General features: G+C 64.1%; 19 protein-coding genes, 3 pseudogenes and 1 riboswitch. Of the genes and pseudogenes, 6 read left to right on the top strand and 16 right to left on the bottom strand.

Annotated features, from left to right (window positions below; translation table 11 throughout):
- The first annotated feature begins 8 nt into the window (after nucleotides 1–8).
- Nucleotides 9–2,531, top strand: a complete 2,523-nt coding sequence (locus OKW39_RS04550) for an FUSC family protein (RefSeq protein WP_429562164.1) — start codon at nucleotides 9–11, stop codon at nucleotides 2,529–2,531.
- Nucleotides 2,532–2,550: 19 nt separating this feature from the next.
- On the opposite strand, the gene OKW39_RS04555 is transcribed toward OKW39_RS04550, so the two are convergent.
- Entirely contained in the window at nucleotides 2,551–2,760 is a 210-nt protein-coding gene (locus OKW39_RS04555; protein ID WP_090804099.1) for a hypothetical protein, read from the bottom strand.
- Nucleotides 2,761–3,046: 286 nt separating this feature from the next.
- Nucleotides 3,047–3,532 (bottom strand): Lrp/AsnC family transcriptional regulator, encoded by a 486-nt coding sequence (locus OKW39_RS04560; RefSeq protein ID WP_090804098.1) that lies wholly within the window; start codon nucleotides 3,530–3,532, stop codon nucleotides 3,047–3,049.
- 138 nt (nucleotides 3,533–3,670) lie between these two features.
- Here OKW39_RS04560 and OKW39_RS04565 point away from each other — a divergent pair, with 138 nt between their 5' ends.
- Entirely contained in the window at nucleotides 3,671–4,339 is a 669-nt protein-coding gene (locus tag OKW39_RS04565; RefSeq protein WP_090804096.1) for a cysteine dioxygenase family protein, read from the top strand.
- Between the two features lie 31 nt (nucleotides 4,340–4,370).
- Here OKW39_RS04565 and OKW39_RS04570 read toward each other — a convergent pair whose 3' ends face one another.
- From OKW39_RS04570 to OKW39_RS04585, 4 genes are all read right to left on the bottom strand, one after another.
- Complete coding sequence (locus OKW39_RS04570; protein WP_429562165.1) at nucleotides 4,371–7,175, bottom strand: mechanosensitive ion channel family protein; 2,805 nt, start codon at nucleotides 7,173–7,175, stop codon at nucleotides 4,371–4,373.
- A 118-nt stretch (nucleotides 7,176–7,293) separates the two neighbouring features.
- Nucleotides 7,294–7,941 carry an NAD(P)-dependent oxidoreductase gene (locus OKW39_RS04575; RefSeq protein WP_429562166.1) on the bottom strand — a complete coding sequence of 216 codons (648 nt, stop codon included), beginning with the start codon at nucleotides 7,939–7,941 and terminating at the stop codon, nucleotides 7,294–7,296.
- Between the two features lie 180 nt (nucleotides 7,942–8,121).
- Entirely contained in the window at nucleotides 8,122–8,571 is a 450-nt protein-coding gene (locus OKW39_RS04580) for an Rrf2 family transcriptional regulator (protein ID WP_090804091.1), read from the bottom strand.
- 90 nt (nucleotides 8,572–8,661) lie between these two features.
- Nucleotides 8,662–9,126: a hypothetical protein gene (locus tag OKW39_RS04585; RefSeq protein WP_429563451.1), complete on the bottom strand. Its 465-nt coding sequence runs from the start codon at nucleotides 9,124–9,126 to the stop codon at nucleotides 8,662–8,664.
- Between the two features lie 121 nt (nucleotides 9,127–9,247).
- Here OKW39_RS04585 and OKW39_RS04590 point away from each other — a divergent pair.
- Nucleotides 9,248–9,523: pseudogene (locus OKW39_RS04590) on the top strand (SDR family NAD(P)-dependent oxidoreductase); the annotation flags it as partial.
- A 173-nt stretch (nucleotides 9,524–9,696) separates the two neighbouring features.
- Nucleotides 9,697–10,020: a hypothetical protein gene (locus OKW39_RS04595; protein WP_090804088.1), complete on the top strand. Its 324-nt coding sequence runs from the start codon at nucleotides 9,697–9,699 to the stop codon at nucleotides 10,018–10,020.
- 42 nt (nucleotides 10,021–10,062) lie between these two features.
- Here OKW39_RS04595 and OKW39_RS04600 read toward each other — a convergent pair whose 3' ends face one another.
- On the bottom strand, nucleotides 10,063–11,820 hold the full coding sequence (locus OKW39_RS04600) for a sensor histidine kinase (protein ID WP_429562167.1): 1,758 nt from the start codon (nucleotides 11,818–11,820) through the stop codon (nucleotides 10,063–10,065).
- A 431-nt stretch (nucleotides 11,821–12,251) separates the two neighbouring features.
- Here OKW39_RS04600 and OKW39_RS04605 point away from each other — a divergent pair, with 431 nt between their 5' ends.
- Both OKW39_RS04605 and crcB read left to right on the top strand, forming a co-directional pair.
- Nucleotides 12,252–13,439 carry an ammonium transporter gene (locus OKW39_RS04605; RefSeq protein ID WP_090804085.1) on the top strand — a complete coding sequence of 396 codons (1,188 nt, stop codon included), beginning with the start codon at nucleotides 12,252–12,254 and terminating at the stop codon, nucleotides 13,437–13,439.
- Between the two features lie 79 nt (nucleotides 13,440–13,518).
- Nucleotides 13,519–13,580, top strand: a riboswitch (Fluoride riboswitch).
- 72 nt (nucleotides 13,581–13,652) lie between these two features.
- Nucleotides 13,653–14,033, top strand: coding sequence for a fluoride efflux transporter CrcB (crcB, locus tag OKW39_RS04610; RefSeq protein ID WP_184030006.1), 381 nt, complete (start codon nucleotides 13,653–13,655; stop codon nucleotides 14,031–14,033).
- Between the two features lie 70 nt (nucleotides 14,034–14,103).
- Here crcB and OKW39_RS04615 read toward each other — a convergent pair.
- The 9 genes and pseudogenes from OKW39_RS04615 to urtC form a co-directional block, all read right to left on the bottom strand.
- Nucleotides 14,104–14,277: pseudogene (locus OKW39_RS04615) on the bottom strand (ubiquinone-dependent pyruvate dehydrogenase); the annotation flags it as partial.
- Nucleotides 14,278–14,300: 23 nt separating this feature from the next.
- A complete protein-coding gene (locus OKW39_RS04620; protein ID WP_429562168.1) occupies nucleotides 14,301–15,668 on the bottom strand; it encodes an acyltransferase family protein in 1,368 nt (455 codons plus the stop codon).
- 311 nt (nucleotides 15,669–15,979) lie between these two features.
- Nucleotides 15,980–16,274 (bottom strand): annotated as a pseudogene (locus OKW39_RS04625) (IS6 family transposase); the annotation flags it as partial.
- A 91-nt stretch (nucleotides 16,275–16,365) separates the two neighbouring features.
- Nucleotides 16,366–17,391 carry an aliphatic amidase gene (locus tag OKW39_RS04630; protein ID WP_429562169.1) on the bottom strand — a complete coding sequence of 342 codons (1,026 nt, stop codon included), beginning with the start codon at nucleotides 17,389–17,391 and terminating at the stop codon, nucleotides 16,366–16,368.
- A 72-nt stretch (nucleotides 17,392–17,463) separates the two neighbouring features.
- Nucleotides 17,464–17,898 carry an FmdB family zinc ribbon protein gene (locus OKW39_RS04635; RefSeq protein WP_429562170.1) on the bottom strand — a complete coding sequence of 145 codons (435 nt, stop codon included), beginning with the start codon at nucleotides 17,896–17,898 and terminating at the stop codon, nucleotides 17,464–17,466.
- Complete coding sequence (gene fmdA / locus OKW39_RS04640) at nucleotides 17,825–19,063, bottom strand: formamidase (RefSeq protein ID WP_090804075.1); 1,239 nt, start codon at nucleotides 19,061–19,063, stop codon at nucleotides 17,825–17,827. Before fmdA ends, OKW39_RS04635 begins: the two co-directional genes overlap by 74 nt.
- Before the next feature lie 52 nt (nucleotides 19,064–19,115).
- Nucleotides 19,116–19,805, bottom strand: a complete 690-nt coding sequence (gene urtE, locus OKW39_RS04645; protein WP_187610422.1) for an urea ABC transporter ATP-binding subunit UrtE — start codon at nucleotides 19,803–19,805, stop codon at nucleotides 19,116–19,118.
- A 20-nt stretch (nucleotides 19,806–19,825) separates the two neighbouring features.
- Nucleotides 19,826–20,569: an urea ABC transporter ATP-binding protein UrtD gene (gene urtD, locus OKW39_RS04650; RefSeq protein ID WP_429562171.1), complete on the bottom strand. Its 744-nt coding sequence runs from the start codon at nucleotides 20,567–20,569 to the stop codon at nucleotides 19,826–19,828.
- A 3-nt stretch (nucleotides 20,570–20,572) separates the two neighbouring features.
- The gene (gene urtC / locus OKW39_RS04655) at nucleotides 20,573–21,739 is read right to left on the bottom strand and encodes an urea ABC transporter permease subunit UrtC (RefSeq protein ID WP_429562172.1); all 1,167 of its coding nucleotides are present in this window, start codon (nucleotides 21,737–21,739) and stop codon (nucleotides 20,573–20,575) included.
- Nucleotides 21,740–21,769: the final 30 nt, after the last annotated feature.

A 21,769-nucleotide genomic window follows, 5' to 3' on the forward strand; every position in this document is an offset into this window, starting at 1 on the left:
GGTAGTCGATGCGCTATTCGGTCGAAATAAGAAAATTCCTTTATAGCCAGTACTTTTATGGCGGCCTGCGCATCGCGGTCGGCGTGTCGTTACCGGCCATCCTGTGCCTGATCGTGTTTCACAATCGTGACCTCGGCTTCACGATCGCGACCGGCGCGCTCGGCGCCTGCGTCGTCGACATGCCGGGCCCGCTCAAGTACAAGCACAACGAGATGCTGGCCTGCTCGGTGATCGGCTTTCTGTCCGCGCTCGCCACCGGCCTCGCCACCGTCAACCCGCTCGCGCTGTGGTGCACGGTCGTGCCGCTCACGTTCGTGCTGTCGCTAATCGTCGTGTACGGCAATCGCTGGCCGCAGATCAGCTTCGCGACGCTGTTCATGATGATCATGACGCTGGAGGAGCACTTCACGCCCTTGCAGGCGCTCGTCAACGCGTCGTGGATCCTGCTCGGCGGTCTCTGGTACACGTACTGGTCGACCTTCGTGAGCCGCTGGATGATGCATCGGATCGAGCAGCAGGCGCTCGCCGAAAGCGTGTTCGCGTGCGCGGACTATCTGCTCGCGCGCGCCGCCTTCTACGATCTCGACAACGATCTCGACGAGTGCTATCGCAACCTCGTCGACAAGCAGATCTCCGCGGTCGATCGCCAGGACGCCGCGCGCGACATGGTGCTGCGCAATCTGCCTAGGTTGAAGCGCGGCAAGCTCGAACCACGCCGCGCGATGCTCTACAACCTGTTCATCAATAGCGTCGATCTGCACGAGCTGTTCGTCGGCGCGCAAACCGATTACACGCTCGTGCGCAGCACGTTCGGCGGCTCCGATCTGCTGGTGTTCTATCGCGATCTGATCCGCAAGGCGGCCGAAGATCTCGAGGAGATCGGCCTCGCGGTGCTGCAGAACCAGGCGCCGCGCATGCGCGTGAACGTGAAGGCGGAATTGCGCGCGATCGAGTATGAAATCGAACTGATGCGCAAGCAGGAACTGCCGACGCAGAACCCGGAGGCGTATTCGGCCGTGTCGTCGAATTTCCGCCGCATCTGGAGCGCCACGCGGCTGATCGACAAGATGCGCCGAAGCCTTGCCACCGAGCCGAGCCCGACCGAAACCGAACTGCGCATCGACCAGGCGCTGAGCCGTTTCGTGTCGAGCCGGCGCGTGCCGTTCGGGCAGATCCTGTCGAATCTGACGATGGCCTCGCCGAGCTTTCGACACGCGTTGCGCGTGACGATCGCGGTCGCCGTGGGCTTCTGGCTCGGCCGCCTGCTGCCGCTCACGAACGCGTACTGGATCGTGATGACCACCGTGATCATTCTGAAGCCCGGCTACTCGCTGACCAAGCAGCGCAACGGGCAGCGGATCATCGGCACGCTGATCGGCTGCGCGGCGAGCATCGCGCTGACCATCTTCGTGAAGGAGCCGCACATCCTGATGGTCGTGATGTTCGCGTCGATGGTGATGAGCTACAGCCTGCTGCTGTTCAACTACACGGCGAGCGTCGTGTTCACGTCATCGTATGTGCTGCTGCTGTTCCATCTGCTCGCGCCGGGCAGCATGCGCATCATCGGCGAGCGCGCGATCGACACCGTAGTCGGCTGCGCGATCGCGATCGCGGCGAGCCACCTGTTCCCGTACTGGGAGTACCGCTTGATGGGCAAACTCGTCAACAACATGATCAGCGCGACGCGGCAGTATCTCGAAGCGAGCTGGTGGTGGAGCGGTAAACCGGCCGCGGCGGCGGTCGCGGCCGTGACCGAAGCGGGCGCGCGCGCACCGGCGGCGGCGATGGCGGATCCGGCGATCGGCTTTGGCGGCCCGGCGCTCGCCGTCGCCGGCTCCGGCGCCGGAGCCGAAGTGGCGAGTGGCGTCGGTGCGCGCGGCGCTGGGCGCGCCGGCGTGGCACAGCCGGTCGCCGACGCCAATGCCGAGGCGAACGCGGGCGAGGCCAGCCATGACACCACCACGATCCGCAACGCGACCGCGCGCCCGGCAAGCGGTGCATCGGTCGCCGCTGCCGCCGCGGCGACCGCGCTCGACCGCGATTACCGTTATCGGCTCGCGCGCAAGAACGTTCACGTTGCGTTCGCGAATCTCGGTCAGGCGTTCCAGCGGATGATGCTCGAACCGAAGTCCGCGCAGAAGTTCGTGCCGGAGTTGAACGGTCTGCTGGTGCGCAGCCATGTGCTCGCGTCGCAGATCACGGCCGCCGCGCCGCTGTTGCGCACTTCCGCGCAACAGCAGCACCAGGTCGAGGATATCTCGCTACAGCCGCTGCAGCGCGCTTTGAGCCTCGTGCGCGACAACCTGAGCGCCGCCGAAGCCGGCACCGCGTTGCCCGCCGAGCAGGGCGAGCAGATCAAACTGATGAGTCGCGAGCTCGATGCGATGGTCGTCGAAACGGAGAAATCGCCGGACTATACGGCCGATGCCGTGCATGACACGAAGCTGCTCGCGCATCAATGCAAGCAGATGCTCGCGGCGTCCGCGCAGATTCGCAAAGACGCGAGCATGATCCGGCTACCGGAGGAGTGAAGCAGGAAGCGCGCGGGCGTTATTGCGCGGCGCCGCTCGCCGGTTTCATCGCGGTGGCCGCCGCGGCTGCCTGCGAAGCCACCGGCGGCACCTGCGTGGGCTGGCTGTCGAACTCGTGCTTTTCGCGGATCGCGTTATAGAACAGCGTGGCAATCACCAGCAGGATCGCCACCACGATAAAGACGGAGATGCCAAAGGTCGGATTCTTCTTGCGCGGCGGTCTGGTCATGAAGCGGGCTCGGTTCGCGAAGCAGTCGCGGATGGGTCGGAGAAGGCGGCATTCTACGCCCAGTGGGCTTGCACGCGGCTTGCAGCCGGGGGACCAGTATGGATGCGCTGTGGCGCGTTTACTGTCGAGGCAGCAAACGGCGCTCCTGACGGCACCCGGTCTGCCTCGTGTCGCTGCTGGTGATTTTGGTCTGTGCTCTCCCGTCGCCTTAAATGCATCGACCACGTCGCCATCGTAGCGAACCCGTGTTCCGTTCGTTCGTCACCGCCCCATTGCATGTCGCGCGTCAGCCGTTATTTGTGACAGTCACAGCCGGCCGCACCGGCAATGCCGTCGAATACTTGATCTGCTCCATCGCAAAGCTCGAACTCACGTCGTACAGCGGCACGGCCGTGATCAACTGTTTGTAGATCCGGTCGTAGTCGTCGATATCGGAGACCACCACGCGCAGCAGATAGTCGGTCTCGCCGCTCATCCGGTAGACCTCGACCACTTCCGGAATATCGCGCACCGCCTGCGTAAATGCGGCGGCCCATGTCTCCGTGTGCTGATTCGTCCGCACCGCCACGAACACCGTGGTTCCGACCCCGAGCTTGCGCGCGTCGCACAGCGCCACCTGCGCGCGAATCACGCCCGCCTCCTTCAGGCGCTGCAGCCGCTTCCAGCAAGGCGTCTGTGACAGGTTCACGCGCTGCGCGAGTTCGGCGATCGGCATCGTCGCGTCTGCCTGCAGCAATTCGAGCAGCTTCCGATCGATGATATCCATACTCATACCACCACCCCTCATAGGAAATTATTCTACTTTTCTGACGGTCGAGGGAATTATATGGAAACTCTTTCTCCGGGCAAACCGGTATAAATATCGATACCGAAAATTGCCGAACTGCAGCGCCCGCGCTGCAATAAAACCATGAGCGACGACCTTCGCGCCACCGCTTTCGAGCACCTTCCCGACTACCTGAAGTCGCTGCCGGACCCGGCCCGACTTGAAGCGGCCGCGTTACCGACACAAACGCTGGGCGAGATCGGGCGCACACCGCTCGAGCGCCTGTGCGAGACGCTCGACGCGATGTTCGAAGCCTGCGCGAAATTTCCGGAACCGTCGCATTCGACGTTCTTCGCGCGCACCATGCGGCTCGCGCTCGCCGAGGCGGCCGCCGACCCGGCGCTGCTCGCACCGATGCAACGCGAAGGTTCCGCCGACACCTATCGGCGCCATCTGCTCATCGCCGATCCGCAAGGCCGCTATGCGATCGCCGCGCTGGTCTGGCAGCCCGGCCAGGCGAGCCCCGTGCACGCGCATCACACCTGGTGCGGTTACGCGGTGGTCGAGGGCAAGCTGAGCGAAACGGTCTTCGAATGGGACGACGCGCATCAATGCGCGAGCGCGCTGCGCGCTCAGACGCGCAAACGCGGCGCGGTGTCGTTCGTGCGCGGCGGCCGTGCTGCGATTCATCGGCTTGGCAACAGCAGTGATGCGCCGGCGGTGTCGCTGCATATCTATGGCGTCGAAGGCGCGCGGATCGGCACGCACGTGAACGACATCGTGCGCATGGCCGACGCGGCGGAGATGGTTTGACGGTTGCACGGCCCCCAAACACACCCCCGCCTCAATTCTTCCCACCCACATCACCCGCCGTCGGAATCTGCGGCGGAATCGGCGCGGTCTGTCCGGTCGTCGGCGGCGCCGGACGCGGTTCGTGCGACACGTCACGGGCGGGCGCAAGCGGCACCTGTGTCGACGCGCGCGCCGACGGGCCAACGACGCCCACCTCATACTCAGCTTCGCGCGGATACTCGTGCGGCCCTTCGCGGTCTCTTTCGCGAGTGGGTTCATGCGCCCTTTGATGGGTTTTGCCGCGCTCGCCGTCCCGCGCCCGCTGCTGCGCCTCGCCATGCGCATGCCGGCTGTCATCGGCACCGGCATTCACAGGCGCGACGAACCCGGTCATCTCATCGTCGCGCAGCGGCTCGCCCTCGCTATCTTTCGACGATGTGTACAGCCGCATCTGCGCGACCGGAATCTCGATGCCGGCCTCGTCCATCTTGCGCTTGAGCCGCAAATTGAACGCGCGCGCGACGCTCCATTGCTGCAGCGGCCGCGTCTTGATCTGCCCTTTGACGACCATCCAGTTCGGATCGAAGCGGTCGAGGCCCCACACTTCGATCGGCCCGAGCATCTCGCGCCGGTAGCGGAAGTCGGCCATCAGCTCCGCGCCGACTTCGCGGATCAGCTGCGTGATCTCGTCGACATCGGTCGAGAACGACATGCGCACCTCGAACACCGCGTACGCGAAATCGCGCGACAGGTTCTTCACGATCTTGATCTGCGAGAACGGAATCGCGTGGATCGCGCCCTGCCCGTCGCGCAGCCGCACGGTGCGGATCGACAGATGCTCGACCGTGCCCGCATGCCCGCCATCGACGTCGATCCAGTCGCCGACCGAGATCGTGTCCTCGATGATGATGAAGAGCCCGGTGATCAGGTCGGTCACCAGCGACTGCGCGCCGAAACCGATCGCCAGACCGATCACGCCCGCGCCCGCGAGCAGCGGCGTCACGTTGATGCCGAGGTTCGCGGCGGTGACGATCCCACCGATCGTCATGATCGTGACGAGCAACACGTTGCGCACCAGCGGCAACATCGTGCGGGCGCGCATGCTCGGGCTGCGCGCCTTGTTGCGCGGGCTGCCCGGATTGAGCGTCTCGGTGATCGCGGTGTCGACCAGAATCCACAGCAGCCACGCGATGAACACGGTGGCGACGATCGCCGTCATCGCATGCGCGACGCCGCGCGCCGCCACGTTCCTCTCGATCACCGCGGCCAGCGACACGCCCCACAGACGCGCCGCGGATTCGAAGAAAAACAGCCAGATGAACAATGTCAGCAAGGTGCCGCAAAAGCGCAGCAGCCGCGTCAGATACGGCGAGCGGCGCCGCGCGCGGGCACTGCGCGGCCGCGTCATGCGCAGCACGATCGCCGACAGGAAGAATGCCAGCACCAGCAGCAGCGCGGTGACGATCGAGATCTGCAGCACGTTTTCGCTGGAGCCGGAGCCGCCGAGCGTCGCGACCACCGACGCGGTCGCGAGCACCAGCACCGGCACGTGCCACAGCGCGGCGAGCACCTCGAACGCTTCGGTCGCGGCCTTGTGGTCGTTGCGCTGTTCGTACGGCCGGTTGCGGATCAGATGCGCGACCGGCCGGCGAAACGCGAGCGCGAAATAGCCGGTCAGCACGGCGGCCGTCATGTTGGCCGCGGTCGAAATCAGCGCGGCGAGGTTGGTGCCGAGCTGATGCTCGACGTCGTAATTGACGGCTGCGTCGCCGAGCGCGCCGCACACGCCGATCACGAACAGCACGCGGCGCGCGTGATCGATCAGCAGACGCACCGCGACGCGGCGGTGGCCCGAGCCGAACAGCGAAAACATGATCAGACAGATCGCGGAAAACACCGCGCCCGCGACGATCGCATACGCGACCACCATGCCGAGCGTGCGGCCGAGCGAATCGGGCATCGCGCGCATGAACAGCAGCGCCGCGATGAACGCGATGATCCACGGACCGACACGGCGCAACGCGAAGATCAGCAGCTCGCGCGTGGTGGGATTGGGCCGCAGCACCAGCTCGACACCGAAGCGCCGGTGCAGCCGTTGCTGCAGATAGATCAGCGCGCCGGCACAGGCGCCCCAGCCGGCCAGCATCCCCAGCATCGCCAACAGGATCGTGCCGACACCCTCGTGTCCCTGGCCCGAGACGATCGTGTACAGCTCGTTGCCGGCCGCGGTCACGCGCCCGCTCCAGTAGCGCACCGGCGTGCGGCCCTGATGGACGTCGGATTCGAACGACGCGATGCCCGAGGCGATCGCGCCGAGCAGGCCCGGGCTCGGTTGCGCGGAAGCGGGCGCGGGTGGCCCGACGGTTTGCGCGGCGCTTTGCGATACGTCGCGCAGCTTTTTCAGCTGGGCAACGAGCGCGCTGCGCTGGCGGTCGTTGTCGAGCGTGGCGATCACGCTGTCGAGCGAGCGCGCCAGCTCCGCCTGGCTCGCGGGCGACGGCGCCGACGCCGCCTCGGGCGCCGACGCTCCCGATGCCGCGGACGCAGGCGTCGCGTTCACCGTCGCGCTGTTGATCAGGCTCTGCAATGCCGGGATCACCGGCGTGCCGCCGCCGACCGCGGGGCCCGCGGCTTGCGCCATGCGCGGCAGCGTGCCGAGGCACAGAATCAGCGCGGCGCACAGCAGCGCGGCAAACCAACCGACGGCATCTGTGCTCGCGCGCGGGCGGGCGTCGCCGCTGACAGTGTCGCGAGCGGTGTGAGCGGAGGAGAGATGGGGGGCGCTGAGAATCGCCGGCTGCTGCCCGCCGCCAGACGGCGCAGCCTCGGACTCACGCTGCGACGGGCATGACTGCATGGCAATCCGTGAGAAAACGGCAGACGCCAGTGTAGCCGCAGTTTCGCCCGGCGCGGCCGAACATGCGTAACCGAATGTTAGTACGCTTGCGCGGCCGGCGAATTCGAACCGCCGCTCGTCAGTACGCGACCGTCGCGATCTGGCGGACGAAGCGGCCCTGCTCCAGTTCGTCGACGAACGCGATCGCGTAGTCTTCGGCCGAAATGCGGCTGTTGCCGTCCGCGTCCACAATCAGCGTGTTCGCGCCCGTGCGGAACTTGCCGGTGCGCTCGCCCGGCGCGATCAGCGCGGCCGGCGCGAAGAACGTCCAGTCGAGATCGGTCACGCCGCGGTAGTACTCGAAGGCGTCGCGGTGCGCGAGTGCAATACCCTTGTACGCGTCCGGAAAGCCGTCGGTATCGACCAGTTGTTTGCCCGGTGCGACTTCGAGCGAGCCCGCGCCGCCTACCACGACGACGCGCTTCAGCCCCGCCGCGCGCACCCCCTCGACCAGCGCGCGTGTCGCTTGCGTCAGGGTGGCGAGATCGCCCTGCGGCGGCGCATACGCGCTTGCGACCACGTCCTGACCGCGCACCGCCGCGCCGACGCTCGCGGCGTCGAGCAGATCGGCCTGCGCCGCATGCAGATTCGCGACGCCGGTCGGCACGCGCGCCGGATCGCGCACCAGCGCCGTCACCTGATGCCCGCGACGCGCGGCTTCCGCGGCAATCCGCGAACCGATCATGCCAGTCGCGCCAAACAGGGCGATCTTCAGTTGCTTGCTCATATCAGCGTACTCCTCAGGTTGTCTTATATGTAACTTTTATAGTTACATATAACGAGAAAAAAAGCGGGGCGCTCACCCCGTTCCTTTGTTTGGCACGCGTGCCGGAATAGTTCGACCCGCGCCCTACGACACTGCGCTTCTATCGTTCACCGCCGACGCGTCTTGCGCGCGAAGACACGCTCAAGCACGGCGCTTGCGCTCGCGCTGCTTCTCCGAGCGGACCACGTCGGCGGTCGCGTCGGCGAGCGTGCGCGCGGCCAGCGCCGCTTCCATTGCCTGCTGCGCTTCGTCGATGATCCCGCTCAACACGCTCTGGATATTGCGCCCCACCATGCACGCTGGATTTGGCTCCTCGCGATGCAACGCGAACAACTGCGCGTCTTCCACCGCGCGATAGACCTCGAGCAACGTGATCCGTTCCGGCCGCCGCGCAAGCAACGCGCCGCCACCGGCGCCCATCTGCGAGGTGGTGAGGCCGGCGTCGGAGAGCATGGTCAGAAGCCGGCGAATGAGCGCGGGATTGGTGTTCACGCTGCCCGCAATCATCTCCGACGACAACGGCACGCCGCCCTGTAGCGACAACAGCGCGAGCACATGCACGGCAAAGGCAAACCGGCTACTCGTGTTCACGGCAGATCCGTCCCGAAACGACAATGTGTAACCATCGTAATTACATATAATGCTAATGTCAAACGGCGAAACCGGATCGAACGGCGCGAGTCATTTATCCATCTGCTTCTGCGCGTCGGCGGAGTCGGTCGATGCAGTCGACGAAGCCGACGCGCCCGCATTCTGCGCCGACCACGCCTGCAGCTTGCGCCCCGCCGTTTCGAGGCCCTGGCCCGTGATCGACGCGGCCTTGCCGAGCTGCGCGTTGGTCGCGCTCGCCGCGTTCTGCAGGTTGGCCTGCGCGCTCGACGCGAGCGCGGCGGGGTCGATCTTGAGCGACGGCGCGGAGGCCGAGTCGAGGTTCTGTTGCGCGGCGTCCTTGGTCGCATCGACCTGTTGGCCGACGTAGCTCGCGGCCTGATCGAGCTTCTGACCGGCAAGCTGCGCGGCGTCGTTCAGCTTGCCCGCGACCTGGCCGGCCGACGCGTCGTTCTTCTGGCACGCGGCCAGCGCGCCGAACACGAGGACCACGACCGCCGCGCGGCGCAATAGCGATGAGGAAACAGATGAAATCATGATCTGGAAGGAGCCGCGTCGGGCGGCTCGCACATGCGAAGACGTGCCCATGATACCGCCGTTGCGCGGCGCGCCCGCTTCGGATCGCCCCGGCGAGTTGGTCGCGGTTCTGTCGAACCTGATGGAGCTGACGTCCGCGCGATTCAAAAGGCGGCCCTTCCCTCAACGATCGTCTTCGGCGCGCGCTTCTTGCCGCGGCAGTATTGCGAAGCCCACGCGCGCTGTATTGCCGACCATGCGCGCGAACCGCTCGGGCCACGTGATCAATGTTTCATCGATTGGCGGCTATCGTGCCGCGGCGGGCTTTGGCGTGTATTCGTCGACGAAGCTCGCCGTCGAAGGCATCACGGAAGCGTTGCATGCCGAGTTGAGACCGCTGGGCATTCACGCGACAGTCGGCACGCGGATCGCGCACCGAGTCCCGAGACCACGTGCAGCAACGAGCGTCGACTTGCAGCGGCGCTCGCCTCAACATCGCTCAACAGCGCCCCACAATTCAGAATCTTCCGACAGTTGCAGGCGCAACACCTCCGTATAGTGCCGCGGCTGCTTTTGGGGAGTGCTGTTTCGATGAAACTGATCGACTGGATCGTCACCCTCGTCATCATGCTGATGGCGATCGTTTTTTTCTGCGCGCGCCGGCTGCCCACCTGGTCGCACGACACCCGCGCTCGGCATATGAAAGGGACCCGTTTGCTGATGCAGGCTGCGTGTGCACTGTGGGCGGCGCTGCTGGGTGTCACGCACGGCCTGTTTGCCGTCGAGGGTCTTGCCGGCATTCGGCCAACACCGGCCGAAACGTTCGCCGGCATCGCCGTGCTGCTGGCATGCGGTTGCTACTGGTCGGTGCGCGGCAGAAGACTGCTGAAGCCGCGGCGGATTTTCGCCGGTTGATGCGCGGGCGAGCGCCATCCGCGCCGCACGATCGAGCGCCCCCTACCGCGTGCTGATACCTCGCACCGCGTGGATCGAACGCGCGGACGACCCGCTGCCTGCCCCCAAGCCTGGTCCCGCAGCGCCCGGCACACTCTGACGCGCACCGCGCGCCGCCGGAGCCGGACCCGCCGCGGCGAGCGCAGCCGCGCCAGCCGCGGCCGGTTTCGCGCCCGTAGCACCGGCCTCTGGCAGCGACAGATAGAACGTCGTGCCTACCCCCTCCTTCGATTCCGCCCACACGCGGCCGCCATGTCGCTCGACCATCCGCCGCACGAGCGCGAGGCCGATGCCCTCGCCGGCCGCGGCATTGCCGTGCAGCCGCTGGAACGCGGTGAACAGGCGCGGCAGCGCGATCGCCGGGATACCGAGGCCGTTGTCGCGCACGTAGAAGATCCGCAGCGAATGCACGCCCGGCGGCGCAGGCGTCGTGCCGATTTCGACGCTGCCCTCGCGCGCCGGGTCCAGATAGTTGACCGCGTTGCCAATCAGGTTTGCGAAGATCTGTTCGAGCGCGGTCGGATCGCCCCATACCGCGGGCAGTTCGCCGACCGTCACGCGCGCGCGCCGCGCACGGATCGAGCCCTGCATCGCATCGACGACACGTTGCACGATGTCGCGCACATCGACATTCTGGCGCCGGTACTCGACCCGCCCGACCCGCGAGAGCCGCAGCAGCGCGTCGATGATGTGCGACGCGCGCAGCACCGCGGTCTGCAGATAATGCAGCGCCTCGCCGATGTCCTCGTCGACGATGCGCTCGATCCGCTCGCGCGTGCTGATCGCGAGCGACGAGTTGCGCACCGCGTCGCGCAACTCGTCGCTTGCGCGAATCAGCTCCCGGGAAAATCCCTGCAGGTTCACGAGCGGCGCGCGCAGGTCGTGCGACACGCTGTAGATGAACATTTCGTTTTCCTGGGTCTGCTGGCGCAGCGTCTCGTTGCTGCGCGCGAGCTCGGCGGCGCGCCGCTCGAGGTCCGCGTGAAAGCGAGCTTCGATGCGCTCGGCTTCGAGCAGTCGGCGGCTCGTCTCGTGCAAGGTCAGATCGAGCCGCGCGATTTCATCGCTACCCGCGCCGAGCGGCGCGAGCGGCTCGTTGCCGGCGAGCCGGCCCGCGTTGTCGGACAGCAGCGCGAGCCGGCCGCGCACGCCGCGCGTGAACATCCAGACGGCGAGCGCGACGAACACCAGCGAGCCCAACGCGGCCGCGACGATCAGCGTCTGTTCCCGTTCGCGCACGGCGGCGACGGCATTCGAGCGCGAGCTATCGAGACGGCGCTCCTCGGCCTGGAACGCGGTCACCTCCACACGGAAATGATCGAGCACGTCGGCCTGGGCGAGAGCGTGGAAGCGCGCGAGAATCTCGCCGGTCCGCCCGGCGTGCAGCATGTCCTGGATCCGGTCGGACCACTGGCGGTACGCCTGCACCGCCTGGCGCACCTCGACCACGCGCTCGACCTGCGCCGGATCGTCCGCGACGAGTTCGGCGAGCTCGTCGATGCGCCGGTCGACGTCCATCCATACCGCGATCGGGGTGGTGAAATGCGCGTCGTTGGCGAGCACCGCGCCCCGCAGCGCGACCGATTCGGCCAGCACCGGATCGAGAATCTCCGTGGTCTGGCGCAACACCTCCTCGCTATGCATCGTCCAGCGCTCCGCCATCATCGCATCGGTCTGGGCCTTCACGACACCGGTGAGCAGCGCGAGTTCGAAAACGGCCGGGATCGCGATCAGAAGCAGGCCTTTTGTGGTCAGTCTCATGCGTGCCCATGGGAGGGGTTGGCCCGCGGATCGTGCGCGGAGTCGGCACATTATGTCGGCGTTTGCGCGGGAAAAGAAAGAGGGACACGAACGCGTCGACGGCAGCTTCTGCCGTTCGCGCACAGTGCGCCAGAAATGGGCATCGACGCGCCCAGCCAGCATCTCGCTGCGTCAGATGCCGAATGAAAATGTAATTTAAATCGAATATTTCGCCCTCGCCCGGGTCAATCTGCGCAAGGGCGTCGATTTATGCACTTGTATGGTGCCATTCCTCTCTGTTCAGGTGCATGACGCGCTCGGGCGGCGCATGGCTCAGAACCCACCAGATACCCATCCCGGTGCCCGATTGCACCGTGTCGACGCGACCAGCACAGCTTTGGCCCGCTTCTTGCTCACATAGCGCACTTTTTTGGCATAAGCGGGACATATCGATGGAAAGTCTGAAATACGGCGCCGATACCGAGTTTCTTTTGATCGGCGCCGCCATGGTGCTGGCGATGCACGCGGGATTCGCCTTCCTGGAGCTTGGCACCGTGCGCAAGAAGAATCAGGTGAATGCGCTGGTCAAAATTCTGGTGGACTTCGCGGTCTCGACGATCGCGTACTTCTTCATCGGCTACACGATCGCATACGGCGTGCAGTTTTTCGACAGCGCGGCGACGCTCGCCCAGCACAACGGCTATGCGCTCGTGCGCTTTTTCTTCCTGCTGACGTTCGCCGCCGCGATCCCCGCGATCGTGTCGGGTGGCATCGCCGAGCGCTCCAAGTTCAATCCGCAACTGTTCGCGACGTTCGTGCTGGTCGGTTTCATCTATCCGTTCTTCGAAGGCATCGCGTGGAACGACCGCTTCGGCATCCAGGACTGGCTCACGCAGGCTTTCGGCGCGCCGTTCCATGACTTCGCGGGCTCGGTGGTGGTGCACGCGTTCGGCGGCTGGGTCGCGCTGCCGGCCGTGCTGCTGCTCGGCGCGCGCCACGGTCGCTATCACCGCGACGGCGGTATCGCCGCGCATCCGCCGTCGAACATTCCGTTTCTCGCGCTCGGCGCATGGGTGCTGACGGTCGGCTGGTTCGGCTTCAACGTGATGAGCTCGCAGACGCTCGACAAGATCAGCGGCCTCGTCGCGGTCAATTCGCTGATGGCGATGGTCGGCGGCACGCTGAGCGCGTGGTTCGCGGGCCGCAACGACCCGGGCTTCACGTACAACGGCCCGCTCGCCGGGCTCGTCGCGGTGTGCGCGGGCTCGGACATCATGCATCCGCTCGGCGCGCTGGTCACGGGCGGTATCGCTGGCGTGCTGTTCGTCTACATGTTCACCTGCGTGCAGAACCGCTGGCGCATCGACGACGTGCTCGGCGTGTGGCCGCTGCACGGGCTGTGCGGCGCATGGGGCGGCATCGCGGCCGGGATCTTCGGCATCCATTCGCTTGGCGGGCTGGGCGGCGTGTCGTTCGCCTCGCAGGTCATCGGCACGCTCGGCGGAATCGTCGTGTCGGGGCTCGGCGGCACGGTCGTGTACGGCGTGATCCGCATGACGGTCGGTCTGCGCCTCGACCAGGAAGAGGAATACAACGGCGCCGATCTGTCGATTCACAAGATTTCGGCAACGCCGGAGTGAACGAAGGCGGCGCTCGCGGGAAACGGGAGAGAGGCGCGAATCACGCGCCTGTCCCCAAATGCGCGCGCCGATGTTAGACTTCGCGGCTGGAGATGGCATTCTCCATTAACCGCCCTTGGGGCTGATGATGCCTGCTACGCCCGGTTATGCGGACGCGGCATCAACTCGCCCGCATCAACCGGTCTGTCGACATTCCGGTTTCGATCCTCTTCCATGTATTGGTCTTTTCTCGCTGTCGCGATTGGCGGCGCACTCGGCTCGCTGTTTCGCTGGTTCCTCGGCATTCGACTTAACCCGGTCTTTAGCGATCTGCCGCTCGGCACGCTCGCCGCCAACGTGATCGCCGGCTACCTCATCGGCGTGGCGGTCGCGGGCTTCGCGCGTGTGCCCCAGCTCACGCCGGAATGGCGGCTGTTCGTCATCACCGGTCTGATGGGCGGGCTGTCGACGTTCTCGACGTTCTCCGCGGAGGTCGTGCAGCGTCTGCAGGACGGCCGGTTCGGCTGGGCGGCGGGCGAAGTGGCGATTCACCTGAGCACTTCGCTGATCATGACGATTCTCGGCATCGCGACGGTTTCGTTGCTGGCGCGCTGAGGCGAACACGTTGACGAGGATCACGGACGCGGGCCCGAGCCGTCGGCAATTGGGCTAGCGCCCGTTTGCATCTGAGCTCGGTGCGAGCCAGCTCGACGATCTCGTCGCCGCGTCCGTTCAATATCGCACGCAGCATATAAAGGCTGAATCCCTTCGCATGGGCACGTTCCACCTTCGGAGGCATGGCAAGCTCATGCTTCGATGCGATCACATCGACGAGTGCGGGACCGGGATGCGCAAACGCCTGCACCTGGCCGGCAGCGCGTCTCACTGTGTCTTCGGCACCGACGTCGCAGGCAGCGGCGCGGGCCGCGCTTCGTCCCAGCGGCTCTTCAGCACGCGGCGCAGCCTGGTCCTGAGCGGCAACACGACCCGCTCCTGAAACAGCACCGACGTCACCAGCACCAGGATCAGATAGACCGGATAGGCGGAAAAATGCGCGGGCACCTGGCTTGCCGCCACCCGGCAAACATGCGGTCGATGCACGCATGACAACAGCGAATACGGAATGCCAAGCAGCTTCTGCACTTTGAGAAAGCCGATAAATAGCGGGTATTGCAGCGCGAAGATCGACAACGAAGCGTTGCCGAGCCGTCTCGTCCAGGCGGCCACGCGCGGCGACGCGTTTTGCAGTGTGCTCGCGCAAACAAAAATCACCGCGACTTGCGCGGGCAAGAGTGCGCCGTTGTGAAGAAGTACCTCCCACGAACGCATTCCTGCCGTAAACAGAAAAGTGGCGCCGATGAAAAGTGCCCCTATAGCGGCGAATATGATCCACCGGCAACTCGCGATCATGCCGGTAATGCTTTCGACGTTCGCCTCGAATATCCCGTAAGCGAGAATGCCCGCCAGAAACTCCGGAAGCCGCACCAGCGGATTGGTATGCAACACACCGATCGGCCACCCCTGATACCAGCCGCCTGCAACGACGATCACGGCCGGCAACAGGCTGGCGCCCCACATCGCCATCAGCATCGTGGACTTCCAGCGCATCGACAGCAGGCGTGGCGCGAGCGCCGGAAACAATAAATAGAAAAAAAACAGCGTCGACAACGACCACGACGGAATGTTGAATGACAGATAAAAGGGATTCCAGGCCTGCAATAACAGGATCTGTAAAACCGCATTGACCGCCACTTCCACACCGCTCATGGTGTGCACAATCGGCGGTGCTGAATCGAGGTTGCTCAGTTCGGTGTCGAAGGGATGGGAATTTACCGCCATTAATGCAACGCTCAGCGCTAGCGTAACGATGTGAATGGGATAAATATTGCTAAAACGATTGATAAAAAACTTCGATGCCGAAACCTTCATCGCTTCGCCAGTTTTCTTTTCCACCGAAACGTGCGATAGAATGAATCCTGACAGAATAAAGAAGATACTCGTCGCGCAGCCGCCGAATTTGAAGAAGTCGGCCATTGGCATCGCCCTCGCCTCGGGGTAAATGACGAGCGTGTGGAAGACGACCAGATAGCAGGCCAGCAGGAACCGCAGGATGTCCAGCCCCGGGAGCATCGCCTTCATTTTGTTTTCCTTTTTCTTACATGGAAATATCGATTCATTGCGTTTCCTTTCATTTTTATATTCTTTGATTTTTAAATTGAAAGCATTTACGCGGCTCGATATGCGGAGCATGATTCATGGAGGCGCGGCAACCGGTATGTGCGCTTCCGCACCAATTGCAGCTGCAAAAAAACACCGTGTGCGAAGATCGCCCGAAACCAGCGCGCGCGTCTCTCCGGCCGCCATCCCGTTCATGAGAAAACAGTGACAAAATAAATGCGCAGAGCTGCGATGTAAAAAAACGCAACCAATAGGCGAGCAGCAGTTCTCGCGTGACGTGTTTTGCGCGAGGCGGCAGTTTCTTAAGATTTCACCTGAGCGCTGCTTAATGCGCTGTCACATTGCTGACTCCATGACGAGATATCGGCAAGGACAGTCGTGTCTCAGAACACGGTGGACGGAGCGTGGGCAATGCCGGTGAAGAGACGCCACGCTTCAAATCGCGTGGCGAGCTGTTTGCGATAGAGCGAGGCGCTCAGTAGATGACTGCGTGCGTTCGGGCAAGCGAAACCCTCGCATCCGGCGCTCGCGTTCACGCGTGGGTTGATGGCTGTTTTCAGCGCGGTTGTTCACCCGCGCGCAGGCCTTGACGAACACGTGCTTCACATTCGCCAGCTCAGGGAGCTCTGTTTTCGCGGCCGGGTAGCTGCGAACCGCGTGGCTGATGACTGACGCCGGGAATCGATGGCCATGGCAGGAGCGATTTCGTCTTCTTCATCACGTCATCGTAGCTGACCAGCGCGCGTGACAACGCCCGGCGAACCAATCCTCACGCCCCGTTCGGAATCCCTTCAATCGGACACTCCGGCGTCCCTGGCGTCGGGCGCGTGAGTGCTTCGACGCGGCGGCGCGTACCGTCGGGGTCTTCGATCCAGTCGCGATAGAACCCAAACGGACAGGCCGCCACGCCGTTCGCGCCGTCGCCCGAATTGATCGTGCCCGTGTACCCGCGGTGCAGAAGTTTGTATAGATGGTTCTGCGACTGCATCGTGCGCCGCGCGTCGCGGATCATGCTCAGCGAGAGCTCCGCGTACTGCACGCCCATCTCCTCCTCGCCGCACTCGCCGAGCGTGCACCCGTCGAAACCCACGATCGCCGAGTGACCAAAGTACGAATACACGCCGTCCCAGCCCGTGGCATTCGCCACGGCGACGTAAGTGTTATTCATCCACGCCATTGCCTTAGCCACCATCACCTGCTGCTCCTTGGCCGGATACATGTAGCCCTGGCAGCGCACGATCAATTCCGCGCCGTTCATCGCGCAGTCGCGCCAGATCTCGGGATAGTTGCCGTCATCGCAGATGATCAGGCTGATCTTTAAACCCTTCGGCCCATCCGTCACGTAGGTACGATCGCCCGGATACCAGCCTTCGATCGGCGTCCAAGGCATGATCTTGCGATACTTCTGCACGATCTCGCCGCGATTGTCGATCAGCACAAGCGTGTTGTACGGCACCTTACGCGGATGTTCTTCGTGACGCTCTCCCGTGATCGAGAACACCCCCCAGACGTTGGCCTGGCGGCACGCCGCCGCAAATATTTCCGTCTCCTCGCCCGGCACCGTCGACGCCGTATCGAACATCTCCTGCCGGTCGTACATGATGCCGTGCGTCGAATACTCGGGAAACACGACGAGATCCATGCCAGGCAATCCCTGCTTCATGCCGACCACCATGCCGGCGATGCGGCGCGCGTTGTCGAGCACCTCCGCCTTCGTATGCAGACGCGGCATCTTGTAGTTGACCACCGCGACGCCCACGCAATCGTTGCTGCTCGAAATGTCGCCATGTCGCATGACATACCCTCCTTAAGTCCCTCAGATCGCAGGCGGACTTCGGGCCGCCCGCTCCGCTTCAGCACACACTGACTAGTGGCTGATCATCCATGGTCGTCCTGCCGGCCGTTTGAGTCCGTCCGAAGCCGATCCCGCGAGCTTCGCGCTGCCACCCGAGCAGCAACTGCATCCCGCCCGATGACGCAACGGCGCCCCGTCACCGGACTGGCGCGGCACGTGCTGCGCGCGCTCGTTCGTTGCGTGCGCGGAGCGCCGTGTATTCGCCATCAAGGCTAGCGACGGCGCGCTGATCACCCGGCCGCTCTCCCCTCCGCACTCGGGACAGCGGCAAGGCTTTTCGCGGTCCGCCATGCGCCGCATGACGGAAAAGGGACCGCAACTCACGCATTCGAAGTCGTAGATCGGCATGACAAGCTCTCCTGGTAGCGTTGGCTCAGACGTTCGCCAGATCCGGCGAGCATGGCAAATCCACACCGCCCTTGATGTGCTGGATGGGCCCATCGGCATTTGGGCGAATGTCGAAGTCGAAAATCTGTGTCGGCAGCCACAAGGTCGCGCACGCATTGGGAATATCGACCACGCCGCTGATGTGCCCCTGCACCGGCGCACAACCGAGCAACGAATACGCCTGCGCGCCCGAATAGCCGAACTTCTTCAGATACTCGATCGCGTTCAGGCACGCTTGCCGATACGCGACCGTCACGTCGAGATAATGTTGAGCGCCCTGCTCGTCGACCGAAATGCCTTCGAAAATGAGGTAGTCGTTGTAATTCGGCGTGATAGGACTCGGCTGGAATATCGGATTGCGAATTCCGTATTTCGCCATGCCGCCCTTGATCAGATTCACGCGCATGTGTACCCAGCCCGCCATTTCGATCGCGCCGCAAAACGAGATCTCGCCGTCGCCCTGGCTGAAGTGCAGATCGCCGACGGAAAGTCCTGCGCCATCCACGTAGACGGGGAAGAACACCTTCGAGCCGCGCGACAGATCCTTGATGTCGCAATTACCGCCGTGCTCCCGCGGCGGCACGGTGCGCGCCCCTTGCGCCGCCGCCTTGTCACGCGCGTCGCCCGTGAGTTGCCCCATATGCGCGGTCGCTGCGAACGGCGGATTCGCCAGTGGCGGCACGCGCTCCGGCGCGGTCGCGATCAGGCCGGTTTCGCGTGCGTTCCACGTTTCTAGCAGTTTCGGATCAGGCAGGCATCCGATCAGGCCGGGGTGAATCAGACCCGCGAAATTCACGCCTGGAATGTGGCGCGAGTTCGTATAGACGCCGTGAAAATCCCAGATCGACTTCTGCGCGGCGGGAAAATGGTCGGTGAGAAAACCGCCGCCATTGGACTTCGAGAAAAATCCGTTGAAGCCCCACTGGCTCTCGGACTTCGCACCGATGTCGAGCAGGTCCACGACCAGCAGATCGCCGGGTTCCGCGCCATGCACGCCGACCGGGCCGGACAGAAAATGGACGATCGACAGATCGATGTCGCGCACGTCGTCGGCGCTGTCATCGTTCTTGATGAAGCCGCCGGTCCAGTCGTAGGTTTCGAGGATGAAGTCGTCGCCGGGCTTGACCCAGCAAGCCATCGGAATATCCGGGTGCCAGCGGTTGTGCACCTGCGTGTTTTCGTAGGCCGGCTGGTTCAGATCCACCTTGATGAGAGTCTCGGGCATTGCGTTCGCTCCATGGTTCGAGGGTCAGTAAATGCGGTTCGGTGCGCCGCACTCATACCGAGAGGTATTCGCGGATGCGGTCGGTGTCGCCTGCATCGCGGGTGCTTTGATGGACGAAGCGGCCGCCTTCGATCACGAAGAGCCGGTCGGCGACGTCGAGCGCGAAGCTCAACACCTGCTCGGACACCACGATGGCGATGTTGCGGGTCGTGCGAATCTGATTGAGCGCCTTCGCGATGTCCTTGATGACGGACGGCTGAATGCCCTCGGTAGGCTCGTCGAGCAGCAACACCTTCGGATCGGTCGCGAGCGCGCGCGCAATCGCGAGCTGCTGTTGCTGGCCGCCCGAGAGGTTGCCGCCCTTGCGCCGTCGCATGTCGAACAGCACGGGAAAGAGCGCGTAGAGATCGTCGGGCACGAGCTGGCTGCGCGCCTTTTCGAGGCCCGTCTGGATGTTCTCCTCGACGCTCAGCGACGCGAAGATCTGCCGGCCTTGCGGCACGTAGCCGATCCCTTTCGCCACGCGCCGGTAGCTCTCGTCTTTGGACACGTCGGCGCCGCCCACCCGCACCGTGCCGCGATTGGCGGGCAGCATGCCGATGAGCGCCTTGAAAAGCGTCGTCTTGCCCATGCCGTTGCGGCCCATCACAGCGACGCTTTCGCCGTTCGCCACGGAAAATCCGATGCCGTGCAGCACCTCGCTCTGGCCGTAGCTGACCACGAGATCGTCGACTTCCAGCATGATGTGTTCTCCGTGTAAATTCAGTGGCCGAGATAGACATCGATCACGCGAGGATCGGATTGCACCTGCGCCATCGGCCCTTCCGCGAGGATCTTGCCTTGATGCATGACCGTGACCTTGTGCGCGATCCGCTCGACGAAGGCCATGTCGTGCTCGATCACGATCATCGAGCGATTGCGGCAAATGTGACCGAGCAGTTCCGCTGTGACTTCCCGTTCGCGCGCGCTCATGCCTGCGATCGGTTCGTCCAGCATCAGGAGTTCGGGGTCCTGCATCAGTAACATGCCGATTTCCAGCCACTGCTTCTGGCCGTGCGACAGCAGCCCGGCTTCGAGATCGAGCGAAGCGGCAAGACCGATCTCATCGGCTACCGCACGCACCCGGTCGGCCACTTCGGCATCCTCGCGATAGGCGAGCGCGCCGAACACGCTGCGTCCGCGCGGAAACGACACTTCGAGGTTTTGCGCGACGCTCAGGTTTTCGTAGATCGACGGCGTCTGGAACTTGCGGCCGATGCCCTTGCGCACCCGCCGGAACTCGGCGAGATTCGTGATTTCCTCGTTGCGGAACTTGATGCTGCCGGCGGTTTCCCTGGTCTTGCCGCAAATCAGATCGAGCAGCGTCGTTTTGCCCGCACCGTTCGGGCCGATCACGACGCGCAATTCGCCGCGCTCGAGATAGAGGTTCAACGAATCGATCGCCTTGAAACCGTCGAACGACACGCTCAGATCTTCGATCGCAAGCAGAAAGTCAGTGTTGCTCATGTGTCAGATCTCCTTGTTCGCTGCGCCGAGCCACCGGCGGATACGCGGCCGGGCATGCTCTTCGTAGAGACCCGCGAGCCCGTTCGGAAAGGCCATCACCACGCCGATGAACATCGCCGCCATCAGATAGAGCCAGAGATCAGGCAGGCTCTCCGAGAACCAGCTTTTGCCGAGGTTGACGAGAATCGCGCCATACACCGCGCCCACCAGTGACATGCGCCCGCCGACTGCGGCATAGATCACCATCTCGATCGACGGCACGATGCCGACGAACGACGGTGACATGAAACCCACCTGCAACGTGAACATTGCGCCACCGACAGCCGCGAGCAGCGCCGCAAGGCAGAACGCGAACACCTTGAACATCGCGACGTCGTAACCGGAGAAGCGCACGCGGTCCTCCTTGTCGCGCATCGCGAGCAGCAGCGTGCCGAGCTTGCTGCGCTGGACCCAGCGACAGGCGAGCAGCGCGCCGATCAGCAGCACCGCATTGACGAAATAAAGAACCAGCTTCGCGTGGTCGGAGCGGATGTCCCAGCCGAGCAGCGTGCGCAGATCGGTGATCCCGTTCACGCCGCCCGTATATCCTTGCTGGCCGATGATCAGCACCGAAAGAATCAATGCGACCGCCTGCGTGATGATCGCGAAGTACACGCCGCCCACCCGCCGCTTGAACATCGCATAACCGACGACGAACGCGAGAGCCGTAGGCACCACGAGCACGGCGAGGATCGAGAACGGTAGAGAATGAAACGGCCTCCACCACGTAGGCAGCGCGGTGAGCTGATTCCAGTCCATGAAGTCGGGAATGCCGGGCGTGGTCTGCGTGTGGGTAGCGGCCGGGTCGGACGCCTCGAGCTTGAGGAACATCGCCATCGCGTAACCGCCGAGGCCGAAGAACACGCCTTGTCCGAGGCTGAGCACGCCGCCGTAGCCCCACGCGATCACGAGGCCAATCGCCACGAAAGCGTAGGTGAGGTACTTGCCCATCAGGTTCAAGCGAAACGTATCCAGCACAAGCGGAAACACGACAACGATCAGCACCGCGAGTATCGCGATGCCCACGTAACCCGACGCGTCGAGCCGCATCGCGAGCGCGCGCCAGCCTCCCGGCGCGCTGGGACCGGATCGCGGGGAAACGCTCCCCGCCACGGCTTGGATGGGTTCCATGTCCATCTCCATACGAATTAATCAGTGAAT

Origin of the sequence: Paraburkholderia sp. MM6662-R1 (genome assembly GCF_050436245.1) — a bacterium.
Lineage (GTDB): Bacteria > Pseudomonadota > Gammaproteobacteria > Burkholderiales > Burkholderiaceae > Paraburkholderia > Paraburkholderia tuberum.